The organism is Pedobacter sp. UC225_61, from assembly GCF_044452285.1.
Classification (GTDB): Bacteria; Bacteroidota; Bacteroidia; order Sphingobacteriales; family Sphingobacteriaceae; genus Pedobacter.
The window spans coordinates 1,698,411-1,721,787 of record NZ_JBIOAL010000001.1 but is presented as its reverse complement, the minus strand read 5'-3'; the positions used below and the strand labels follow the sequence as shown (position 1 = coordinate 1,721,787).

The 23,377-nt window shown below is 36.5% G+C and carries 12 protein-coding genes, 3 tRNA genes and 3 rRNA genes; 3 read left to right on the top strand and 15 right to left on the bottom strand.

The window, feature by feature from the left end:
- Window positions 1-228: 228 nt before the first annotated feature.
- A complete protein-coding gene (tsaD, locus tag ACHMWN_RS08170) occupies window positions 229-1,230 on the bottom strand; it encodes a tRNA (adenosine(37)-N6)-threonylcarbamoyltransferase complex transferase subunit TsaD (protein WP_397299509.1) in 1,002 nt (333 codons plus the stop codon).
- A gap of 77 nt (window positions 1,231-1,307) precedes the next feature.
- On the opposite strand from tsaD, the gene ACHMWN_RS08165 reads away from it, so the two are divergent.
- Window positions 1,308-5,711: a translocation/assembly module TamB domain-containing protein gene (locus tag ACHMWN_RS08165; protein WP_397299506.1), complete on the top strand. Its 4,404-nt coding sequence runs from the start codon at window positions 1,308-1,310 to the stop codon at window positions 5,709-5,711.
- Window positions 5,712-5,748: 37 nt separating this feature from the next.
- Here ACHMWN_RS08165 and ACHMWN_RS08160 read toward each other — a convergent pair whose 3' ends face one another.
- From ACHMWN_RS08160 to ACHMWN_RS08145, 4 genes are all read right to left on the bottom strand, one after another.
- Window positions 5,749-6,960 carry a bifunctional 3,4-dihydroxy-2-butanone-4-phosphate synthase/GTP cyclohydrolase II gene (locus tag ACHMWN_RS08160; RefSeq protein ID WP_397299503.1) on the bottom strand — a complete coding sequence of 404 codons (1,212 nt, stop codon included), beginning with the start codon at window positions 6,958-6,960 and terminating at the stop codon, window positions 5,749-5,751.
- A 136-nt stretch (window positions 6,961-7,096) separates the two neighbouring features.
- Window positions 7,097-7,543, bottom strand: coding sequence for an LptF/LptG family permease (locus ACHMWN_RS08155; protein WP_397299501.1), 447 nt, complete (start codon window positions 7,541-7,543; stop codon window positions 7,097-7,099).
- 161 nt (window positions 7,544-7,704) lie between these two features.
- Entirely contained in the window at window positions 7,705-8,544 is an 840-nt protein-coding gene (locus ACHMWN_RS08150; RefSeq protein ID WP_397299499.1) for an LptF/LptG family permease, read from the bottom strand.
- Between the two features lie 30 nt (window positions 8,545-8,574).
- On the bottom strand, window positions 8,575-8,955 hold the full coding sequence (locus ACHMWN_RS08145) for an START-like domain-containing protein (protein WP_372820135.1): 381 nt from the start codon (window positions 8,953-8,955) through the stop codon (window positions 8,575-8,577).
- Window positions 8,956-9,083: 128 nt separating this feature from the next.
- Between ACHMWN_RS08145 and ACHMWN_RS08140 the strand changes: the two genes are divergently transcribed.
- Window positions 9,084-9,157 (top strand) — tRNA-Met (locus tag ACHMWN_RS08140).
- Window positions 9,158-9,509: 352 nt separating this feature from the next.
- Window positions 9,510-9,797 carry a hypothetical protein gene (locus ACHMWN_RS08135; protein WP_397299496.1) on the top strand — a complete coding sequence of 96 codons (288 nt, stop codon included), beginning with the start codon at window positions 9,510-9,512 and terminating at the stop codon, window positions 9,795-9,797.
- A 196-nt stretch (window positions 9,798-9,993) separates the two neighbouring features.
- Here ACHMWN_RS08135 and ACHMWN_RS08130 read toward each other — a convergent pair whose 3' ends face one another.
- The 10 genes from ACHMWN_RS08130 to ACHMWN_RS08085 form a co-directional block, all read right to left on the bottom strand.
- A complete protein-coding gene (locus ACHMWN_RS08130) occupies window positions 9,994-12,873 on the bottom strand; it encodes a TonB-dependent receptor (RefSeq protein WP_397299493.1) in 2,880 nt (959 codons plus the stop codon).
- Window positions 12,874-12,903: 30 nt separating this feature from the next.
- Window positions 12,904-13,719: a hypothetical protein gene (locus ACHMWN_RS08125; protein WP_397299490.1), complete on the bottom strand. Its 816-nt coding sequence runs from the start codon at window positions 13,717-13,719 to the stop codon at window positions 12,904-12,906.
- A gap of 272 nt (window positions 13,720-13,991) precedes the next feature.
- Window positions 13,992-15,752 (bottom strand): S8 family peptidase, encoded by a 1,761-nt coding sequence (locus ACHMWN_RS08120; protein WP_397299487.1) that lies wholly within the window; start codon window positions 15,750-15,752, stop codon window positions 13,992-13,994.
- Between the two features lie 257 nt (window positions 15,753-16,009).
- A 5S ribosomal RNA gene (gene rrf, locus ACHMWN_RS08115) occupies window positions 16,010-16,121 on the bottom strand.
- Between the two features lie 85 nt (window positions 16,122-16,206).
- Window positions 16,207-19,085: ribosomal RNA gene (locus ACHMWN_RS08110) — 23S ribosomal RNA — on the bottom strand.
- A gap of 207 nt (window positions 19,086-19,292) precedes the next feature.
- A tRNA-Ala gene (locus ACHMWN_RS08105) sits at window positions 19,293-19,369 on the bottom strand.
- A gap of 18 nt (window positions 19,370-19,387) precedes the next feature.
- A tRNA-Ile gene (locus ACHMWN_RS08100) sits at window positions 19,388-19,462 on the bottom strand.
- Between the two features lie 110 nt (window positions 19,463-19,572).
- Window positions 19,573-21,093 (bottom strand): 16S ribosomal RNA (locus ACHMWN_RS08095).
- The 16S, 23S and 5S rRNA genes sit together here with 2 tRNA genes alongside, the layout of an rRNA operon.
- 1,418 nt (window positions 21,094-22,511) lie before the next feature.
- Complete coding sequence (locus ACHMWN_RS08090; protein ID WP_397299484.1) at window positions 22,512-22,871, bottom strand: CoA-binding protein; 360 nt, start codon at window positions 22,869-22,871, stop codon at window positions 22,512-22,514.
- A 4-nt stretch (window positions 22,872-22,875) separates the two neighbouring features.
- Complete coding sequence (locus ACHMWN_RS08085) at window positions 22,876-23,343, bottom strand: DinB family protein (protein WP_397299482.1); 468 nt, start codon at window positions 23,341-23,343, stop codon at window positions 22,876-22,878.
- Window positions 23,344-23,377 lie beyond the last annotated feature (34 nt).

The window sequence follows — 23,377 nt, the reverse complement described above, 5'->3', positions numbered from 1 at the left end:
TTATTTATTTAAAGCTCGATGATTTTGGAACAACTTGCGTGTTATTTTTCATAAAATCTCTATCTAACCTAAGAATGGTGTAGATAGCAATGATTACGCCTAGCATCAAAAAAAACAAACCCAGATAATTCTTTCTTTTATCCTGCTTAATTGCCCAGATTAAAAAAATAATTAACGGAATTAACAATAAACCAAAAAAGATATAACTCGTTGTTCCCATATTTTTTATTAAAAATTCATTCTCGCCATTGGCGAAATGTCTTGCCCTACAAAATCTCCAGCCAAAAATTTCTGATAACCAGCAATAGCAATCATTCCTGCATTATCTGTGCAATATTGAAAAGCTGGAATATAAACATTCCAACCTAAACTATCTTTCATTTCAGATAATGTATTTCGCAAACCGGAATTTGCAGAAACACCACCAGCAATTGCAATTTCTTTAATATTGTATTGTTTAGCAGCCTTTTTCAATTTGTTCATTAATATATTTATAATGCTAAACTGAACAGATGCACAAATATCCGCTAAATTTTCTTCTACAAACAAAGGATTTTCTTTTTGGCTGTCTCTAATAAAATACAAAATTGCAGTTTTAAATCCACTAAAGCTATAATTAAGTCCTTGTATTTGTGGCTCCGGGAATTTAAATGCTAATGGATTTCCTTGTTGAGCATACTTATCAATCAATGGCCCTCCTGGATAAGGCAAGTTTAAAATTTTAGCTGTTTTATCAAATGCTTCGCCTGCGGCATCATCCAAGGTTTCACCTACAATCTCCATGTCGAAATAATCTTTTACTAAAACTATTTGCGTATGCCCACCAGAAACCGTCAAACACAAAAATGGAAATTTTGGTTTTGGTTCGTCTATAAAATGAGCCAATATATGTGCCTGCATATGATTAACCGAAATTAATGGCAGATTTAAAGCTAATGCAAATGACTTTGCAAATGACACTCCTACCAACAAAGAGCCTAATAGGCCTGGACCTTGCGTAAAAGCAACGCCATTTAACTCATTTTTGTTAACTTTAGCAATTGACAATGCTTGCTGAACAGCAGGCACTATATTTTGTTGATGAACTCTTGATGCTAATTCTGGTATTACTCCTCCATAATTTTCATGAATTGTTTGGTTTGCAATAACATTGGCAGTAATTTTGCCGTTGTTACATACGGCAACTGATGTTTCATCACAAGAAGATTCAATGGCAAGTATTATAGACACGTTTATTATTATTAAGCTACAAAATTATTAAAAAACTATTAAAAATACTGCTTTGGGTTGTTGCATCAATAATATTATTGCTTGCTATTGTCATATTTTCCCTCCAGTTTAAACCTGTACAAACATTTGTAGCAAAAAAAGCTGCCGCATATCTTTCTAAAGAACTCAAAACTACAATTTCTATTGGTGGCCTATACGTAAAACCTTTTAAATCTGTCATCTTAGAGAACCTAGTTGTGCTTGATCAAAAGAAAGACACCTTGGCCAATTTTCCAAAGTTTTTAGTAGATCTAAATAAACTGTCCTTAAAAGAAAGAATTTTGGATGTAAATACTGTTCAGGTTAATAATGGCTCTTTCTTTTTAAAAGATAATCTAGATGGTTCATCAAATCTTGATTTTATTATAGATTATTTTGATAGTGGGCCACCTCCAAAGGTTAGGAAAAAGAAATTCCAATTCTTAATTGATAGGATAATTTTAAATAATGTAGCCTTTAAATATAAAAACTTAAAAAAGGATACCATTACCAAAGGTGTAAACTTTGAAGATATTAGTTTAACTAAACTAAATGGCATTTTCGAAAAACTGAACACCAATGGCCATATTCTTCAAGCTAATATTAAAAACTTAAACTTTAGAGAAAAGAGTGGTTTTAACTTAAAAAACTTAACAGCTTTTACTACAATTGACACAAATGCAATTGAGCTGAAAGACCTTTTATTAGTGACTAACCAAAGTCGTTTAACAGATTATTACCAAATGAAGTTTGGTAAGTTTAGAGATTTTAACGACTACATAAATAAAGTAAGAATGAAGGCTAACTTTAAGGAAAGCCACATTTCTTCTAACGACATTGCTTACTTCACTCCCGCCTTAAAAAAGATGAGATTAGACATCGACATTGATGGACAAATTTCAGGATATGTAAGTGACCTTAGGGCCAAAAAACTTTCATTGAAAGCAGGAAAAGCCACTTACATTAAAGGTGATTTCGTGTTAAAAGGTTTGCCAGATTGGGAGCAAACTTTTATGGACATGAAAATTGAAATGGCCGGCACAAACAAAAAAGATTTGGACGAAATTTTAACAGATATTACTGGAAAGCAAATGAAGTCCATTCCAGTAATTGTAAATAAATTTGGCAATGTTAACTTTAATGGATCATTCACTGGCTTTCAAAATGATTTTGTTGCCTATGGTGAATTTAAGACAAAACTAGGTCGATTTAAATCTGATGTTAACATGAAAATAGATAAGAATGATATCCCTTCTTATTCTGGAAATGTTAAAACTTTTGATTTTAATTTGGGTGAATTATTAAATGAAAAAAGTTTAGGTAAAATTACCTCAGCATTGTATGTAAAAGGCAAAGGTATAGAAGTAAAAGGGCTTACAGAGCAGTTAAAAGGCGAGGTTACTTACATAGATTTTAATGGTTATCGCTACAGAAACGTGACTATTAATGGAACATTTGATAAAAAATATTTCGATGGAAGCCTTAAAATAAATGATAAAAATGTACAATTAGTTTTCGATGGCGGTGTAAATCTAAATCCTAAACTACCTGTTTTCAACTTTAATGCATCTATTAAAAATGCCCGCCTCAAAACATTGAAATTATACAAGGATTCACTAAAAGTGGATGCTACATTTAGCTCTAATTTCTCAGGTAACAACTTAGATAATATCCAAGGAAATTTATTAATCCAACAAATAAGGTTAACTAATAAAAAAGGAATCTATAATATTGATTCCGTCCAATTAAATGCAAATGGTGTTGGAATAGATAGAAGCTTAACCATTAAATCTGATATTCTAGACGCTAGCATTAAAGGGCAGTATGACCTCAATACTATTGTTTCTTATTATAAAGCAATTGCTAAAACCTATGTTCCATCTATTAGAACAGACATTATAAAATACAATACGCAGATTTTCGATTTTAACTTAAAGATTAAACGATTTGAACCGATTGCAGAACTTTTAATGCCTGGTTTACAAATTGAAGATCAGGCATTACTTATTGGATCATTTGATTCAAGAAATAATATAGCAACTTTAAATGGTAGTATAAAAAAGCTAACTTATAAGGGAATTACTGCAAACAATATAATCATCGACGAAAACACGACTTCAAAACAGTTACAAGCAATTATTACTTCCGATAGAGTAGATTTGAATGATAGTTTATACATTAAAAATGTAAACATCTCTAATGTTTTAAGAAACGATAGTTTATCATTAAACGTAAAACTATCAAATGCTGATGATGCCAATCAACTGGATTTAAACGGATTGATCGAATTTGCAGGAGATACGACTGCTAAAATCAGTATCTTACCATCCAATTTAAAAATCAACAGTGAAGATTGGATGATTCAAGAAAAAGTTAGGATTAGCTTTAATAACGGTAAAACTGAGATTAATAATTTCTCATTAAGTAATGATAAACAATTATTAAAAATAGATGGGATTGTATCGAATGATCCAAAAGATTTGTTAGTTATTGGTTTTGAAAATTTCAGGCTAAAAACATTAAATCCTTTTGTTAAAACATTAGGCTTAAAAATGGCAGGGCATATCAATGGCAAAACAAAATTATATAACATCCTTAACTCTCCAAGAATTACGGATAGCATACAAATCGATTCTCTTAATTTTAACGACACTTATATCGGCAAATTAACCGATACCTCTTCTTACAACAAAAGCATTAACCTTGCTAATGTATACACTCAAATTGTAACGGATGATAAAGAAACTTTTAAATTAACAGGAAACTTAGATTTAAAAGATAAACTAATTGATCTTAACATAAAGTTAGATGATAGTAAATTGACGGTCTTAGAGCCTTTTGTTAAAAAACTAGTTTCTAATTTAAAAGGCAATGTTTCTGCAGATCTTACCGTAAAAGGCTCCTTTGATAAACCAGGGATAAATGGAGATGTATCTTTTGATAAAGGTGAAGTAACCGTTAACTATCTTAAAACTGCTTATACTTTAAATGACAAAGTTGAGGTAAATAATAGTATAATTGCCATCAATGATTTGGTTTTACAGGATGCTGATGGTAATGAAGCTACTGCAAACGGAACCGTTGATTTAAACAATATTGATAATCCAGATATACAGGTGAAGTTAGTTGCCACTAATTTTATGGCACTAAATACAACTTCGAAAGATAATTCAGTTTATTATGGAAAGGCCTATGCTACAGGAGAATTCTCTTTTAAAGGTCCTACAAACAAAATGTTTATTGATATTGACGCGAAAACAGAAAAAGGAACTGTCTTTAATTTACCATTAAATAGCTCTGAAACAGTTTCTGAAAAAGATTTCATCACTTTTGTGAGTAAAGATACTACTCAAGTTATTAAAAGAAAAACCAGTTTCGATGGCCTAACCATGAACTTTAAACTTAAAGTTGACCCGAATAGTTCGGCAAATATTTATACGATATTGGGTAAATTAAGTGGAAAAGGAAACGCAGAATTAGAATTAAAAATTAACAGTATAGGCGATTTTGAAATGAAAGGCGACTATATTATAGAAACTGGAACTTTTGATTTTACAGCTCAAGAAGTAATTAATAAACGTCTTGATATTCGCCAAGGTGGTACCATACGTTGGACAGGAAACCCAAGTAATGCGCAAATTAATTTAAAAGCGATATATGCTTTACGAGCTAGTTTGAGTGATTTGTATACTGCCGCAAATCGCGATGCAAGTAGTAATGCAAGTGAAAGAGTGCAAACAGAAGTTGAAATGGGGTTATCGGGATTGCTATTGAAACCAGATATTAAATTAGATATTTTCTTCCCAACTAATCCGGCAGTTAAAGATGAATTGCAAGCTTATTTTAATGACGGAGACAATTTAAATACGCAAGCTTTAAGCTTAATTATTCAACGTCGTTTTGCTCCTGGAACTGGCAAAGCAAATATTGGTCAGCAATTAAGTTCAGTAGGGACAAGTACTGCTACAGAATTGATTTTTAACCAATTCAACAACTTACTTTCATCTCTTAACCTGAATTTTGTTGATATAAACGTTCAATCATTTAATGAAGCAAGTGCTTCATTCAAATTTTTTAATGATAGAATTATAGTAAATGCTGGTATAGTAGACAACACAAAAAGCTCTACTGACTACTCAATTGGTCTCTTTAAAGATAACGTGGGTAAAGAAGTAGAAATTCTTGGTCTAATTAAAAAAGATGGAACGTTAGTAGGAAAACTAGCTAACAAACCACCTACGCAACAAAGTATATTCGCTAACCCAGGTGTAGATCCTAATGCTAACGTAACCTCATTAGGTTTAATTTATAGTCAACAATTCGATTCGTTTAAAGAATTTCTACAGAAAATAAGTGGGAAATATCGCAGAGATCAGAAGAAAAAGGAAGCAGAAAAATCAAAAGAGAAACTTGATAAAGAAGCGATCATGAACGAGAGCAAAAAAAATCCAAAGCGAAAATAAGCTTTGGATTTTTAATTTTATAAGTGTTTCTATTTGACTAACCTTTCATAATATGATGACCCATTTTATCGCGTTTAGTTTTTAAATATGTTTCATTATGCTTATTGCTTTCTATCTCAATTGGTATATTTTCTACTATTTCTAAGCCATAACCAATTAATCCTGCTCTTTTTGTAGGATTATTAGATAGCAACTTCATCTTACTTACTCCTTGTGCTCTCAATATTTGTGCACCAACACCATAATCACGTTCATCTCCTTTAAAACCTAACTCAATATTAGCTTCAACAGTATCGAAACCAGCATCTTGCAAATTATAAGAACGTAATTTATTAATCAATCCAATCCCCCTTCCTTCTTGGTTCATATACACAATAATGCCTTTCCCCTCTTTTTCTATCATTTGAAAAGCAGCATGTAATTGAGGTCCGCAATCACAACGACAAGAACCAAAAATATCACCAGTAACACAAGAACTATGAATTCGAGCAAGAATAGGTTCATCAGCTGCCCATTCGCCTTTGCTAATCGCTAAATGAGTAGCATTATTGCTAAGTTGCGTATAAGCTGTCATTTTAAAATCTCCCCATTGTGTTGGTAGATTTACAGCAACCTCTTCTTTAATTAAACTTTCTGCCGCAAGACGATAAGCAATAAGATCTTTAATTGAAATGATTTTAAGTTCATGCTGAGCCGCAATTTGTACTAAATCAGGCAAGCGGGCCATAGTACCATCTTCATTCATAATTTCAACCAAAACTCCCGCTGGTTCAAAACCTGCAAGTCTAGCAATATCTATAGTAGCTTCTGTATGACCAGTTCTTCTCAGTACACCTTCTCTTCTAGCTTTTAAAGGGAAAATGTGACCTGGGCGACCTAAATCTTCGGGCTTAGTATCAGGATTGATTAGCGCTTGAACAGTTTTAGCTCTATCATGCGTAGAAATACCTGTGGTACATCCATGACCAATCAAATCAACAGAAACTGTAAATGGAGTTTGATGTAATACTGTATTATTTTGCACCATTAGGTCGAGTTTTAAATCGTTGCAAAGATCTTCAATCAATGGTGCACAAATTAACCCTCTTCCATACTTAGACATAAAATTAATTACTTCTGGAGTTACATTTCTAGCCGCCGTAATAAAATCCCCCTCATTTTCGCGATCCTCATCATCTACCACTATAATTATTTTACCAGCTTTGATATCCTCAAGAGCTTCGTCTATTGTATTTAATTTTATTTTCATTTTGTATCTATCAATAACTACTTAAGGATTCAAAATTCCTTCAATAGTTTATTATGCAAAGTTACAACCTTTGTTGGCAATAATTTGACATAAAATATCATCAATAAGTAAGGAATAGGATTTGTAAAAAATCTTCTTAATCCAAAGATTTAGGGTTTTTGCGCTTAAATAAGTTTGTTAGAAGTTGTTTGTAATAATCGATGTCAAATAAGGCAGAATCAACAGTTGCTTTATAAGTTAAAAATATACCTAAAGGAGTTAAAATTAATATCGCTGTCCACATACCAAAAATAGGATCTAAAGAACCTTCTTTTGCAGACTTTTCTGCTACAGTTGAAATAATATGATAAATTAAGAAAAACACTACTGCAATCACTACGGGCAAGCCTAAGCCTCCTTTTCTAATAATAGCACCCAATGGTGCTCCAATAAAAAATAGGAGCAAACACGAAACGGCTAATGTATATTTTCTTTGATACTCGATACGTGCTTTTATAATTTCCTTCTCTCTAACACTATGTTCTAAAATACGATTATTAACAACCTGCTTTATAGTTTCAGCTTGATCAAATCCATTTTGCAAAGCCTGTAAACGTTGATTTTTTGGAATAGCATTTAATATAGAGCCTTTAATAACGATTGCTGGTGCTTTAATTTTACTATACCCTTTTTGATAATTATTTTGTTTAAAATAACTCCCTGCATTAACTTTTGTACTTTTATTTACACTATCTAATGATTTACTTAAAAATCTTCACGGTGAGAAAGTTCTTTCAAATTAAGCATAGGTGCATTGTTCTTGAAATTTTCTTCTTGGGTGCGACTTAAATCCTTAAAACTAGAAAAATCAAATTTCACTTCTGTTTGTTTAAAACGCATTCGGTTAAATGCCTGACGAGGATTGTATGATGCACTTCCACTACCATTAGTTTCTTCGTATCTAACACCGTCCACTAATTTTAGCACTAAATATTTGCCATCACTAGTTTTAGCCATCCTACCCTTTTGTGCCATAATAATTTTCGGAATTCCATTGCCACCCGTATGGTCATAAATCATAATTCCATATAAAGAATCTATCGCACCCTCACCTTTACGCTCAACCCTCATGGCATAATTGGGAATACTATTATTAAAAACTCCAGGTTTAATTAAAAAAGAAAGTTTTTTGTTACGCATGTCCCAAAGCAACGAGCCATATTTTAAATTAGCTTTAGGAAGCATGTAATCTGAAAATAAAAAAGATGCAATCGAAAGACCAATGATTAACACAAATAATGGTCGCATGGCCTTTTGTAAAGATACTCCAGCAGATTTAATAGCAACAAGCTCATAGTTTTCACCTAAGCTACCAAACGTCATAATAGAGGATAGGAGAATAGAAAGAGGTAGTGCCATTGCTACGTTTGAGGCAGAAGCATACATCATTACTTCTGCAATGGTATACCACTCAAATCCTTTCCCTATCAAGTCATCCACATACTTAAACAAGAAGAACATTAATAGAATAAACATTACCACAAAAAAAGTGACAATGAATGGTCTAATGAATGCCTTTATTAGCAGTAGGTGTATTTTTTTCACTATGCAAAGATAGGCAAAGCCTACGAAAATCTAGGCACCAATTACACTAAGTAGGTAAGTGATTTGATTGTCCCAAATTTGTGTTCTTTCTGCACGTGTCTCATCTGTAGCAAAATCTGTAATTGACAAAGCAACATCGTTAGTCAGCTCATCTTGAACAATTTCCATTTCGAAATAGCAATGAGGTTCATCATCTAGCCATTTAAATTTCACTAATTTATTCTCTTTTATGCTAAGGAGTTTTGCTTTCTGAACTTCATCGTCCCAAGTAAAAGTGTAAACCTGATCTCTAAAAATCACATCATCAGCAAACCATTGCGATAAGCCATTTGGTTCACTAATAAAACTGAATAATATACGGGGAGATGATCTCAACTCATATTCTAATGTAAATTTTTTCTTTTCTGACATCCTTAAACACCTCTATTCTTAAAAATAATGGACTATTTTTTATTATTTGTTTCTAAAGAAAAGTAATTTATTCTATATTTGCAACTCTTTAAAAAATAGTATTCAACATTTGGTATTATTTTCATTTTGGCGGGGTAGCTCAGTTGGTTAGAGCGCAGGATTCATAACCCTGAGGTCACGAGTTCAACTCTCGTTCCCGCTACTGGTAAAAGCTCATCAAAAGATGAGCTTTTTTTATTTTAAGAGCTATTCAACCCTCTTTTAAAAAGTAGTTCCATCTTCATTGGTTTACTTAAATTCTCTAATGCTTTCATAGCAAAGTTTTCATCCTAAAAGAGTATATCTAACTTTCTTTTTAAGAATAACTTAGATGAAAGGAATATTAAAAATCTTTTGAAATACTGAATTCCTTTTTAAGAAATTAAAGTTCTTTATTTAAGCTATTTCAAGGATTTCTAATTAATTCCTTACTAAGCTTTGTTGAAATCGAACGAAGAATTTAAATTTTAAAACTATAACTAAATCACATTATCACCTTAAAAGACTAGCATCAGATGGATCATAGATCAGCTCTTAACAACATCGAAGAAACAGTTCTAACTTTTCAAACCTGGAATATGCCTTGGAAATTTGAATCTTATATTTCTAATCAATTACAAAATGAAAATGCATTAATGCTTTTCAAAAACATATGGAAAATTGCTGCTGATTATAAAAACTGGAGCAAATATGATCTATGTACTGGTGAAATGATTACTTTGAATTTATTAAAAGAGCGTTTTGACTTAACAGAAAACGCATGTAAACGAATTATTAAGGCAGTTACATATGAATGGAGATAATAAAATTACATTTAAATCTCATTACTTATTTATATATAATTAATCCTACTATGAAAAAAGCAGATGCAATTAATTTAATCTATCTATTATTTATTGCTGTTTCATGCATTGCTCTCTTAATTGTTTTCTTTTATTAGAATTAGTAATTTAATTCATCACCTCGACAATTAATGGAAGCCCGTAAGTAGTTAAATTTTTAATTAAAACTGCCGTCTCCTCGTCTCATCATTTGTCTTCCATCACGAGGTTTAATTCCGCTCCATTTTTGTAAACGTACACTAAGACGAAGCATGAAATATCTGCTAAGTGAGTTCGACTTTGTATCTATAATACCACCATTATCTAAAATATTCCTATTCACAAAATTATTTTGATTTAAGATATCAAATGCTTGAAATGTAAATTTCGCTTTGCGCTTCCAAAATTCCTTTTCTAAATACCCATTAATTACCAAAGGATTATTTGTAATGTTTGCATTGATACCACTTACATAGTTTTTACTAGCGCTATATCCAAAAATCAAGGTTTGCCACATGTAAACTTTTCCGTCAATATTAAATGCTAAAGTTTTTGTTTTACTATCAATTGAACTAGCTAAAGTATTATTCGACTTTGTATAATCATATGAAATAAAAGGATTTACCTCTAACCATTCTGTTGGATTAATTCTTGGCCCAAGTCGTTCATTAAATCTCCAAGTTGTCGTAATGTTTTGCTTATTATCACTCATTGAGACACCATGGTTATAGCTAGCATTTCCATTAAGTGTGAGGTTATATTTACGATTATAAAGCTGTTTACTAATGGAATAATTTCCATTTATACGATACACACCATTAATATTTACATAACGTGTTTCGTTCTTTTTACTATTATAAGCATCTATAATTTGTACTACATTTCTTACTACAGAATTTTCTATAAATGTAGCATTGGCGTTTACAGAATAATTTAACTTAGAGTTAGCGATGTAGTTATTATAGTTCGTATTTATAGAGTGATTAAATGTTACTTTAAGATTTGGGTTACCAACTATAGGATTCTGCGGATTAGATACATCCCTAACTGGTTGAATCTGATCAAATGTAGGTTCAGAGGCATTTCCTGAATAATTAATTTGAATACTGTGTTGTCTAGACCATAAGTATTGAAAACGAGCAATAGGGATCAAATTAAAGCTAGTTCGATGAGTCGTTGTCCCTAAACTTGCTTTAGTTCCGCTAAGCACACCTGGAACAGCAGTTAGACCTAACGAAAATCTAACTTTAGAAGCATTAGAAACACCATAACGATAATTCAAAGCCAAACGTGTCTGCGTAAAGGAGTAATCATAAATGTTGCTTAATGAATCAACAATTAGTTTGGTCCCGTTTGCTAAGATATTACTCGTTGTAGCTGTGTTATCGTATCCATTGTAATTAATTTGCCCATTAAATTCCAATTGTGTATTTGCAGTTAAAGGCTCGGCAAAAGTCAAACTTCCTCTATAATTCTTTGTCAAATTATCTCTATCAACCATCCGATGTACTAATGAATCTTTAAGTACAACATCAGATAATCCATCATAATAAAGTATACGTGAATTACGCTCTTGCTCTGCTTCTTGATTGTTATTATTTAAACTTACTTGTAACGATATATTTCTCCTTGGTTTTTTAAATATGTGCTGATAAAACACTGTAACTCCATAATTAGGCCTCGTATTTGTACTTGCATTTTTACCAGTTTGATCTTGTCTAAACGATTGGTTTGTCGGTGTTGGATTTGCTGCAATAAATCGTTGAGTATTGAATGATTCGCTACCTGATCCTGTAGATGAATAACTAAATGTTGGACTAACTCTTAAAAAATTTGCACTATCTAAATCAGCTTCTAATTCAAAACTCAAATTATGCGCTTTTGTATTATTATCATTAGAGCCATCATTAGTTGAGAAGGTTTTACCTAATAAGCTTGGAATTTGAGAAATGCTACTATTTAAAGAATTTACATCGCTAAAATTATATCTATAATTAGTATTGATTTTAACTTTTTTACTTAACTGATCACGATAAGAAAAAGAGGTATTCCCATTATTTGTTGTTCCTCCACTTCCTTCTGATGAGCTCCCGCCTCCATTTCCTCCTCTACCTCCATTTCCACCGCCATTATTACTTCCACTATTTGCAACCCCATTTACGGTATTATTTATTCTAGCATTCACACCTATTGTTTGATTCGCATTTAATCTGGTTGCAAATACAGAGCCTTCGTATCTTTCATTACTCCCAGCGCCAGCGGCGATATTAGCAGTATTTCCAACAGATTTATCAGCACGTGTAACGATGTTTAAGATTTTCTCTGGATCACCATCTTTAATTCCTGTTCTTGCAGCCTGATCTCCGTAGTCATCTACTACCTGAATTTTTTCTACAATTTCTGCTGGTAAATTCTGGATAGCTGTAGAAACATCTCCTCCTAAATAAGTTTTACCATTAATTTTAGCTTTGGTTACTGCAGCTCCTTGATGCACCAATGAACCATCCGTGCCAACTTCCATGCCTTCCATTTTCTTCAGTAATTCGTCAACTGTTGCATTCTCTCTTACAATATAATCACTTGCTTTATATTCAACAGTGTCTGTTTTATAAGTAATAGAAGGAGTTCCATTAATTACTACAGCATCTAAAGTATTAGAATGAGATTTCAGAATAATAGGATCCATAACAATTCTAGGAATGGCATCATTTTGCTTGTATTTACCAATTAATGGTTTAAATCCCAACATATTAACACTTAATGTATACGTTGCTGATTTTACATTTTTAAACACAAAAATACCATCAGGATTAGTGCTCGTTACTAATGTATCTTTTTCAGAAGTTAAACGTATAGTAGTACCAGGCACTCCAACATCAGTTGTATCTTTTACAATCCCACTTATCTCACGAACTAATAATGGAGGTGGTGTATTTGTTTTTTTAGGTGTTTGTGGGGTTTGAGCAGATAATTTTATACTGCAAATTATTAATGAAATAAAAAAAACTAATCCTTTAAATAAAGTAGCAAAGGAACGGCATTGATAAAAGTGAATCATAAAAAGGATTATTAAGAGCTATAATTAGGTTTATTTTTTTGCAAGACTGTATTTTCCCCAAAAATCGGTAGCACTCATTAAATCTTGTCCACTGCTAGCATTATTGCCACCTCCAAATCCACCTCCCCTTCCACCAAATCCTGCACCATTGCCTCCAAAATTCATGTTACTTAATCCATTTACTTTTATTTGGTAAGCAAATTCTTTAGTATCATTTACAGATAAGCCAAGTAAGTTTAATGGAATAGCAAATTCACAATTATATATTCCTTTTTGATCAAATGACGCTACTGCTTTAATTCCATGTTCATTATAAATCGAAATCAATGAATTTGTTATAGTTTTAAACCCTGAAATTTTTATTTCTTTTACAGTTGCTAATTGAGTTTTGTGCAAAGCCAATGCTATAGAATCACGTTGTTGCGTGCTTAGTTGTGATCGATTTTGAAAACCACCTTGTCTATTTTGTCCTTGCCCTCCTCTTCCACCTTGTCCTCTATTTGCACGAACAACTAAAGGATATGTTATGGTTATTGCATCTTTTTCTTTTTTCTTTCCTTCGGGATTTATAAGAAAAGTTATTCCTCCAATCATAATCTTGTTAGTAGAAGCCGTACTAGAAGATTTAAGAACCAAGTACAAATTTTTATCGTCGTTAGCTATGCTATAAAATAAATCCGTTCTTTTATTTTCAGCTGCGAAAGTGTCGTTCCATTCTGAGATTTTTCCATCTATCTTAATAGTAGTTGGCGCAATCATATTCGAAACTTGTATATCAGGTATTTTTTGTGCAAAAGAAGCGAGTGCTAAAAACACCATCCATAAACTTAAGTAGACTTTTTTCATATCAATTTAATAGTTTAAGCTTTACTAAATAATGAGTATTACGGAATAGACTTAATAATAAAGTAATGGCTTAATAGTAAATCCAGCATTTTTCATAAAAGAATAGATAAATAATACAAAAAGCAAATTTCTAATTCATGAAGGCACTTTTCTATATTCTTATCTGCAAAACATCACTAAATTGTTACCGACTATATAACCAAAAAGATCATTAAACTAAAAAATCCTTGATTTTAACAATCAAGGATTTCAAATACACTATATTTTGAATATTATTTTGAAAGTTGATAAGATTCTGCCAATTTTAATGCATTATAAGCATTAACAATTCCGCCACTCACACAAATATCTGAAAATGGAACTCTAACATTTTCATCTCTATCATTTTTATATTTAATTTTATGATCAACTTTAGTTACGGATTTCATAATGATATCTCTCAACTGCGTTGGATTTAGCTCTGGATAATAACTCAAAACTAAAGCAGCCAAACCAGAAACAACAGGCGCAGCCATACTTGTTCCATCATATTCTTCATATTTAGATCCAGGTATAGTAGAATTAATCATAAAACCTGGCGCAAAAACATCTACATTATTCTTACCATAATTAGAAAAAGATGCTTTTAAATTATCATCATCTTTATAAGAACTAGCACCTACTTCAATCCAATTATTAGCATGTGGCAAATTGAATTTTGCAGAGTCTAATGGTTTTGGTTTTGCAAATGGATCTGGCCTTCTGCTCATTTGTCCGTTCACCATTTCCTCTGTTTTTGGTGGTATAAATTTTGAAATATCTGGTTTTTGATTAGCATTAGCGTATGCAATAGCTTCTGGACTATCATAATATTTAGTAGGATAATTGTCTTCAATATCATTGTCTTTATTATCATTACCAGCTGCATGCACTAGTAATACTCCTTTAAATTCTGCATATTTCACTGCATCATCTACAGCTTTCTTATCCCACTTATAACTTTTACCGAAACTCATGTTTATAATTCTAGCACCGTTATCAACTGCATATCGAATTCCATTAGCTACATCTTTATCACGTTCATCGCCCTCAGGCACTACCCTAATAGTCATAATACTCACATTGTTCGCAACACCCAAAATCCCAATTCCATTACCTCTATTAGCACCAATAATTCCCGAAACATGGGTTCCATGATCTGCTTTTGGCCCTATTACATCTGCATTTCCATAATTACGCTGTTCAGAATTTGAATAATCATCCCCTACTAATTCAGCACGCTGATCATAATTCACATTCAAATTATATTTTAACATGACTTCTAATTCTTCATATCCCTTTTTAATACTGGTATAGAATTTCTCAATGTTTCCTTCTTCCTTTGCCCCTTTTCTAATTATTTTTTTAACATATTCTTCTGTCTCATCGTCAGCTTTATACTTTTCAATATCTTCTAATGATGGTACTTCTTTTTTATTAATCATGGCCACAGAGTCCATCACCTTTTTTATGGCTATATATATTGGAAATGTGGAAGTGGCATCCTCATATTTCTTCCCAAAATCTGCTTGAACTCTTTTGTAAAGTGCATACTCTTTCTTTTCTGTACTATCCAACACTGTGGTCATAATAGTAGATCTGTACCTAGGTTCAAATTTTCTTTTAATACGTATCAATTCTAAATTGTCATAAGCTAGATTACCTTTTTTTGACCCTAAAAAATTCCAGCCATGAATATCGTCTACATAACCATTGCCATCGTCATCAATTCCATTACCAGGAATTTCTTTAGCATTGGTCCATAAAACGTCTTTTAAATCTTCATGATTAATATCAGTTCCGCCATCTATTACGGCCACTATAATTTTTTGTTTAGGTTTTTTATCTTTAAGTAATTCAGTGTATGCTTTTTCGGTACTAATACCAAAATATCCGTTAGATACTAAATCGAGATTAAACCAATTTGGTGGGAGAGTAACGTTCTTATCTTGCGCAAAAACATTAACACTTATCGCTATAAAAAATGCAATGAATAAACTGATCTTCAATTTCATGACTATTATGCTTTCTTAAGATTAACGTAATTTACAATAATACAGTTTTAAAATTTTTATGGTCGTAACTTGATAGATTTTAACAAAATTTTAACAAAAATTACAGCTTTCGATTTGGAAAGGCATTAAAGTTCTTTAAGAAGTAATGTACTCCTGCTTTTTCTAGGACTACCTTATATTGTCAATCTTTTTATTCCATATTGAAATTGTGTATAAACAAGAAAGCCCTGCAACTTTCGTTACAGGGCTTCTTTAGGATCTGGCACCGACCTACTCTCCCACATGTTACTGCAGTACCATCGGCTCTGGCGGGCTTAACTTCTCTGTTCGGAATGGGAAGAGGTGGACACCGCCGATATAGGCACCTGAATATCGTTAATAGGTGGACAAGGGTCCAGCCTAGAATGACATATTATTGAAAGAAGTTAGTTTGGAAGAGCAAACAACGTGTTGCTCTTGAAAGCTTCGGATGATTAGTATTACTCGACTGTGCTGTCACCAGCTTTACATCTGTAACCTATCGACGTAGTAGTCTTCTACGGTCCTATATGGAATTCTCATCTCGTGGCTAGTTTCGCACTTAGATGCTTTCAGCGCTTATCTATCCCCAGCGTAGCTACTCTGCAATGCCCCTGGCGGAACAACAGATTCACTAGAGGCTAGTCCAACCCGGTCCTCTCGTACTAAGGTCAGCCCCACTCAAAATTCCTACGCCCACAACAGATAGGGACCGAACTGTCTCGCGACGTTCTGAACCCAGCTCGCGTGCCACTTTAATCGGCGAACAGCCGAACCCTTGGGACCTTCTCCAGCCCCAGGATGTGACGAGCCGACATCGAGGTGCCAAACCTCCCCGTCGATATGAGCTCTTGGGGGAGATCAGCCTGTTATCCCCAGCGTACCTTTTATCCTTTGAGCGATGGCCCTTCCATGCAGAACCACCGGATCACTATATCCGTCTTTCGACCCTGCTCGGCTTGTCTGCCTCACAGTCAAGCAAGCTTATGCTATTGCACTCCACGTACGGTTACCAAGCGTACTGAGCTTACCTTTGAAAGCCTCCGTTACCTTTTTGGAGGCGACCACCCCAGTCAAACTACCCATCAAACAATGTCTCCCGCTGGGCGGGATTAGACACCGAATACAAAAAGGGTGGTATTTCAACGTTGGCTCCACGACGCCTAGCGACGCCGCTTCAAAGCCTCCCACCTATCCTACACATCCTGTATCCAATGTCAATGTTAAATTGTAGTGAAGGTGCATGGGGTCTTTCCGTCCCGTTGCGGGTACCCGGCGTCTTCACCGGGACCACAATTTCACCGAGCTCATGGCTGAGACAGCGCCCAGATCGTTACACCATTCGTGCAGGTCGGAACTTACCCGACAAGGAATTTCGCTACCTTAGGACCGTTATAGTTACGGCCGCCGTTTACTGGGGCTTCGATTCAATGCTTCTCCTTGCGGATGACATCCCCTCTTAACCTTCCAGCACCGGGCAGGTGTCAGGCCTTATACTTCATCTTTCGATTTTGCAAAGCCATGTGTTTTTGTTAAACAGTCGCCTGGGCCTTTTCACTGCGGCTGATATTGCTACCAGCGCCCCTTCTCCCGAAGTTACAGGGCCATTTTGCCGAGTTCCTTAGCCATGATTCACTCGAGCACCTTAGAATTCTCTTCCCGGATACCTGTGTCGGTTTGCGGTACGGGTTTTTATAGACTGGAGCTTAGCGGTTTTTCTTGGAAGTCTGATTACCTGCGCTATCCACTCACCCGAAGGCTTGCGGTACTATCGACGTTCAGCTAGATTGGCGGATTTGCCTACCATTCTAATACCTACAGTCTTTAACGAACTATTCCGTCAGTTCGCGGCAGTGTCACTACTCCGTCCCCACATCGCATCTATAAAAAGTACGGTAATATTAAACCGTTGTCCATCGAATATCCCCTTCGGGTTCTCCTTAGGCCCCGACTAACCCTGATCCGATTAGCGTTGATCAGGAAACCTTATCCTTTCGGTGGGCGGGTTTCTCTCCCGCCTTATCGTTACTTATGCCTACATTTGCTTTTCCAGAAGCTCCACCATAGCTCACGCTACAACTTCGCTGCCGCTGGAATGCTCCCCTACCGTAATATTAATATTACCCATAGCTTCGGTATACCACTTAATGCCCGTTTATTATCCATGCACGATCGCTCGACTAGTGAGCTGTTACGCACTCTTTAAATGAATGGCTGCTTCCAAGCCAACATCCTAGCTGTCTATGCAATCGCACCTCGTTAGTTCAACTTAGCGGTAATTTAGGGACCTTAGCTGATGGTCTGGGTTCTTTCCCTCTCGGCCCGTGACCTTAGCACCCCGGGCCTCACTGCAGTGTATATTATATAGCATTCGGAGTTTGTCTGGATTTGGTAGGATTTGACTCCCCCGCACCCAATCAGTAGCTCTACCTCTATATAACTTAACCACCACGCTGTTCCTAAAAACATTTCGGGGAGTACGAGCTATTTCCCAGTTTGATTAGCCTTTCACCCCTACCCACAGATCATCCGGAAACTTTTCAACGTTTATCGGTTCGGTCCTCCAGTACGTGTTACCGCACCTTCAACCTGTCCATGGGTAGATCACAAGGTTTCGCGTCTACCTCCCCTGACTATACGCCCTATTCAGACTCGCTTTCGCTTCGGATCCGTGTCTTAAACACTTAACCTTGCCAGAGAAGAGTAACTCGTAGGCTCATTATGCAAAAGGCACGCCGTCACGCCACCTGGACGCTCCGACCGCTTGTAAGTATACGGTTTCAGGTTCTATTTCACTCCCCTGTTCGGGGTTCTTTTCACCTTTCCCTCACGGTACTGGTTCACTATCGGTCTCTCAGGAGTATTTAGCCTTACCGGATGGTGCCGGCAGATTCCCACAAGGCGTCTCCGACCTCGCGGTACTCAGGATACTACTAGACTAATGGTACTTACGTGTACGAGGCTATCACTCTATTTTGCCGGGCTTCCCATCCCGTTCCACTTCATTGCATTATAATCACATCGTAGTCCTACAACCCCAGCTATGCCGTAACATAACTGGTTTGGGCTCTTTCCCTTTCGCTCGCCACTACTTAGGAAATCATTATTATTTTCTCTTCCTCTGCTTACTTAGATGTTTCAGTTCGGCAGGTTTGCGCACTATGTGCGACATGTCTTCAACATGCCAGGTTTCCCCATTCGGAAATCGCCGGATCAATTCATATTTGCTGATCCCCAGCGCTTATCGCAGCTTATCACGTCCTTCATCGCCTCTGAGAGCCAAGGCATCCCCCGTATACTCTTTCTTACTTTCTTCTCTATACAGCCTTTTGCGCCTGTATAAATGCTTTTTTTGATCTGTCGTTACCTCTTCGTCCCCGAGGGAACTCCAAGCTAACAACGTCTCTATTGTTGTTTGCTCTTCTTATTAACTTCTTCCAATATGTCAAAGAACTTTTCAATCCCGAGGCTGCATTGCTGCATCCTTATTATAAACGTACCTTTTGTAACAGGTACCGGTGATGGTGGAGAATAACGGAGTTGAACCGTTGACCTCCTGCGTGCAAGGCAGGCGCTCTAGCCAGCTGAGCTAATCCCCCAAAAAAACTTAGCGTTTGTAGTCCCGTCCAGATTTGAACTGGAGACCCCTACATTATCAGTGTAGTGCTCTAACCAGGCTGAGCTACGGGACTGTTAATCTCGCCCCTGCAGACCTGAGTCGTGCCGATGGCTCGTCTTCTTGGTGTTTCCTTTTAGAGATATGTATCATTTTTTACGCAGCGAGTAGTCTTTCCTACTCCAGAAAGGAGGTATTCCAGCCGCACCTTCCGGTACGGCTACCTTGTTACGACTTAGCCCCAGTTATCGGTTTTACCCTAGGACGCTCCTTGCGGTTACGTACTTTAGGTACCCCCAACTTCCATGGCTTGACGGGCGGTGTGTACAAGGCCCGGGAACGTATTCACCGCATCATTGCTGATATGCGATTACTAGCGAATCCAACTTCAAGAGGTCGAGTTGCAGACCTCTATCCGAACTGTGAATGGCTTTTTGAGATTTGCTTGCTGTTGCCAGCTTGCTGCCCTCTGTACCATCCATTGTAGCACGTGTGTAGCCCCGGACGTAAGGGCCATGATGACTTGACGTCGTCCCCTCCTTCCTCTCTGTTTGCACAGGCAGTCTGTTTAGAGTCCCCACCATTACGTGCTGGCAACTAAACATAGGGGTTGCGCTCGTTGCGGGACTTAACCCAACACCTCACGGCACGAGCTGACGACAGCCATGCAGCACCTAGTTTCGTGTCCTTGCGGACGCATCCATCTCTGGATACTTCACTAACTTTCAAGCCCGGGTAAGGTTCCTCGCGTATCATCGAATTAAACCACATGCTCCTCCGCTTGTGCGGGCCCCCGTCAATTCCTTTGAGTTTCACTCTTGCGAGCGTACTCCCCAGGTGGAATACTTAACGCTTTCGCTTAGCCGCTGACTGTGTATCGCCAACAGCGAGTATTCATCGTTTAGGGCGTGGACTACCAGGGTATCTAATCCTGTTTGATCCCCACGCTTTCGTGCCTCAGCGTCAATGACACCATAGTAAGCTGCCTTCGCAATCGGTGTTCTGTGACATATCTATGCATTTCACCGCTACTTGTCACATTCCGCCTACCTCTAGTGTATTCAAGCCCATCAGTATCAAGGGCACTGCGATAGTTGAGCTACCGTCTTTCACCCCTGACTTAACAGGCCGCCTACGCACCCTTTAAACCCAATAAATCCGGATAACGCTTGGATCCTCCGTATTACCGCGGCTGCTGGCACGGAGTTAGCCGATCCTTATTCCTTCGGTACATTCAGCTACTTACACGTAAGTAGGTTTATTCCCGAATAAAAGCAGTTTACGACCCAGAGGGCTGTCTTCCTGCACGCGGCATGGCTGGTTCAGAGTTGCCTCCATTGACCAATATTCCTTACTGCTGCCTCCCGTAGGAGTTCTGGTCCGTGTCTCAGTACCAGTGTGGGGGGTCATCCTCTCAGATCCCCTAGTCATCGTGGTCTTGGTGGGCCGTTACCCCGCCAACTAACTAATGACACGCATGCTCATCCCTATCCTATAAATATTTGATCATTGTACGATGCCGTACTGTGATTTTATGCGGTGTTAATCCGAATTTCTTCGGGCTATCCCCCAGATAGAGGTAGATTGCATACGCGTTACGCACCCGTGCGCCGGTCTCATGGTTGCAAGCAACCACTACCCCTCGACTTGCATGTATTAGGCCTGCCGCTAGCGTTCATCCTGAGCCAGGATCAAACTCTCCATTGTAAAATGTGTTGTTTGAACACTGACCATTCTTATTCTAGTGTTATTAAAAATTAAATAGTCTTGTATTCTATTATGTTGTCTGATAGAATAGACTTAAGAAACAGCTTGGTGTCATGTACTTTGAAATCGTACTGTTTGCCCCGCTGCGTTGTATAAATGATATCTCTTTAATGAACTTTTCGATCGTGCCTCGCGGTGATCTGTATATGTTGCAATGTCAATGTTCTGCTTTGTTCCGGTCTTTGTTGTTCCGAACCGCCACTCGACGTTTTCATTGTTTCAATCTTGTTTATTCTGCCTTCTCAACATCCGCTGATCGGCTCCCGTTTTGTTTGGGACTGCAAAGGTAGGAAACTTTTTTATTCCTGCAAACTTTTTTTAAAAAAAATCGAAACTTTTTTTCCGCTCCGTTGTTTGCTTTCCATATAGCCTCCCTATTTCAAAATCCCTCTCCTCCTTCATCCCTTTCTTCCTGTGCCGTTACCTCCGTAGCGGGTTGCAAAGGTAGGAAACTTTTCCGCTTCCCAAAACTTTTTTTTCAAGTTTTTTGAGGTTTGTTCTAAGTGGCTATAAATAAGCCGCTTTGTTTTTCATCCCTCCCCCCTGCACTACCAGAGCCGTTTCCGGCATCCATCCCCCTTCCTCCGAAGCGGGACGCAAAGGTAGAAAAAAAAGATGTGTAAACAAATAATATTAACGATTGTTTTAATCAAATTACCTAAGTGCATGATTAACACCTAGAAAAAGTTTAAGTGCGTAACTGTAGTGGGATGATCGAGGGGAAATCACATGGAATGTAGTAGAATGCATGGCAACTTCGTTAACTAACCAAGGGCGTAGTGGCAACCCAGAAGCCTAACCAGAGGCGACAGCAAAGAACGGAACCAAAGAACTTATACCATTGGCAGCGTTTACTAATAAAATATAAACTGTGATATATTAGACTAGTTTATCGAACACAAGGACAGTAACCACTTACCTGGTTCTTCTTTATCCAGATGCGAACAACCAGGGTCATGCTTGGGTCATGCTAAGAGCAAGTCCGCATCTAGTCCGCATCTAGTCCGCGTCATTACGTAAAAATGCGGACTAGACGCGTATTTATTATGGTCTTAACCTTACCTTAACTCGGAGCAAACCTTAAGGCAAAACAGCGTGCTCTTTTTATTTAACTTCAACCTGAGAAGTTCGAGATAACTGATTTGCCTTTGAGCTGTTAATCTTTGCTCCTTACTTTTTTCTTTAGTGAGCCTGCTTGAATGGAAAAATCCATGGGTGAACTGAGGATTGTTTAATAAACCCGATATAAACGGAAATACTTTTTGCAATGAAGTATAGGTTGTTGAAACCTAAACGAGTAGATAAAAGATTGAAATCGTAGCGGGACTAGCCATAGTATATATATACCAACTTGCTTTCTAATATTGCCCAATACTTAATAATACCAATGTACAGGCTTCGACTGGTTCTATATTGTGAAGATCTAACATTTTTTCAAATTCTGGATTTTCAGTCCCAGGATTAAATATTACGCGTTTAGGTTTGGTTTGTAAGATATAATCGTAATAACCGATTTGCACAGCTGGACCTATATATAAGGTAATTGTATCAATGTCATGATACGGAGCCCCTTGTTTTTCGATCTTAACACCTGCAACTTCGCCTTGCTTAACACCAACATTCACAATAGGGTGTCCTTTTGCCGTAAGCATATGAGCCGCTCGGTAAGCGTAGCGATCTGCATTTGGGGTTGCTCCTATAATTAATGTCTTTTTCATTTGGTTAAAATTTTAAAAGTAAAGCGATCTGGCCCGAATGATATGCATGATGTTGAACTAATCCATTGATAAGTTGGGAATTGTTTACACCAGTTCCTAATTCTGGAGTTCGTTTATCCTTAACAATATTAGACCATTGTGAAGGCATAAAATTATTAACAAGTGAAATTAATCTTTCATTAGCTGATGAAAAATCCTTTACTATCATCTCCCATTCTTGCTCTGACTTTTCTATTGGCATAGGCCAATCTCCTCGCAATGGCGATTTTGCCTCCTTACCTTCTATTCTATCTAACACTTCTTCTGTCCAAGCCGTGAGATGTAATACCAGTTCTGCTATTGAATGCGCATTAGGAATTGGATGCGTAAAAACTTTTTGAGGATCTGCTTGCAACACCAAATTTAAAGCATTACTTCCATGCCACGTATCGCCATTGTAGGCTTTTTCTAATTCGTCTATTAAATTAATCATGATCAAGAAATTATACGTATAACGTTTCAGACGT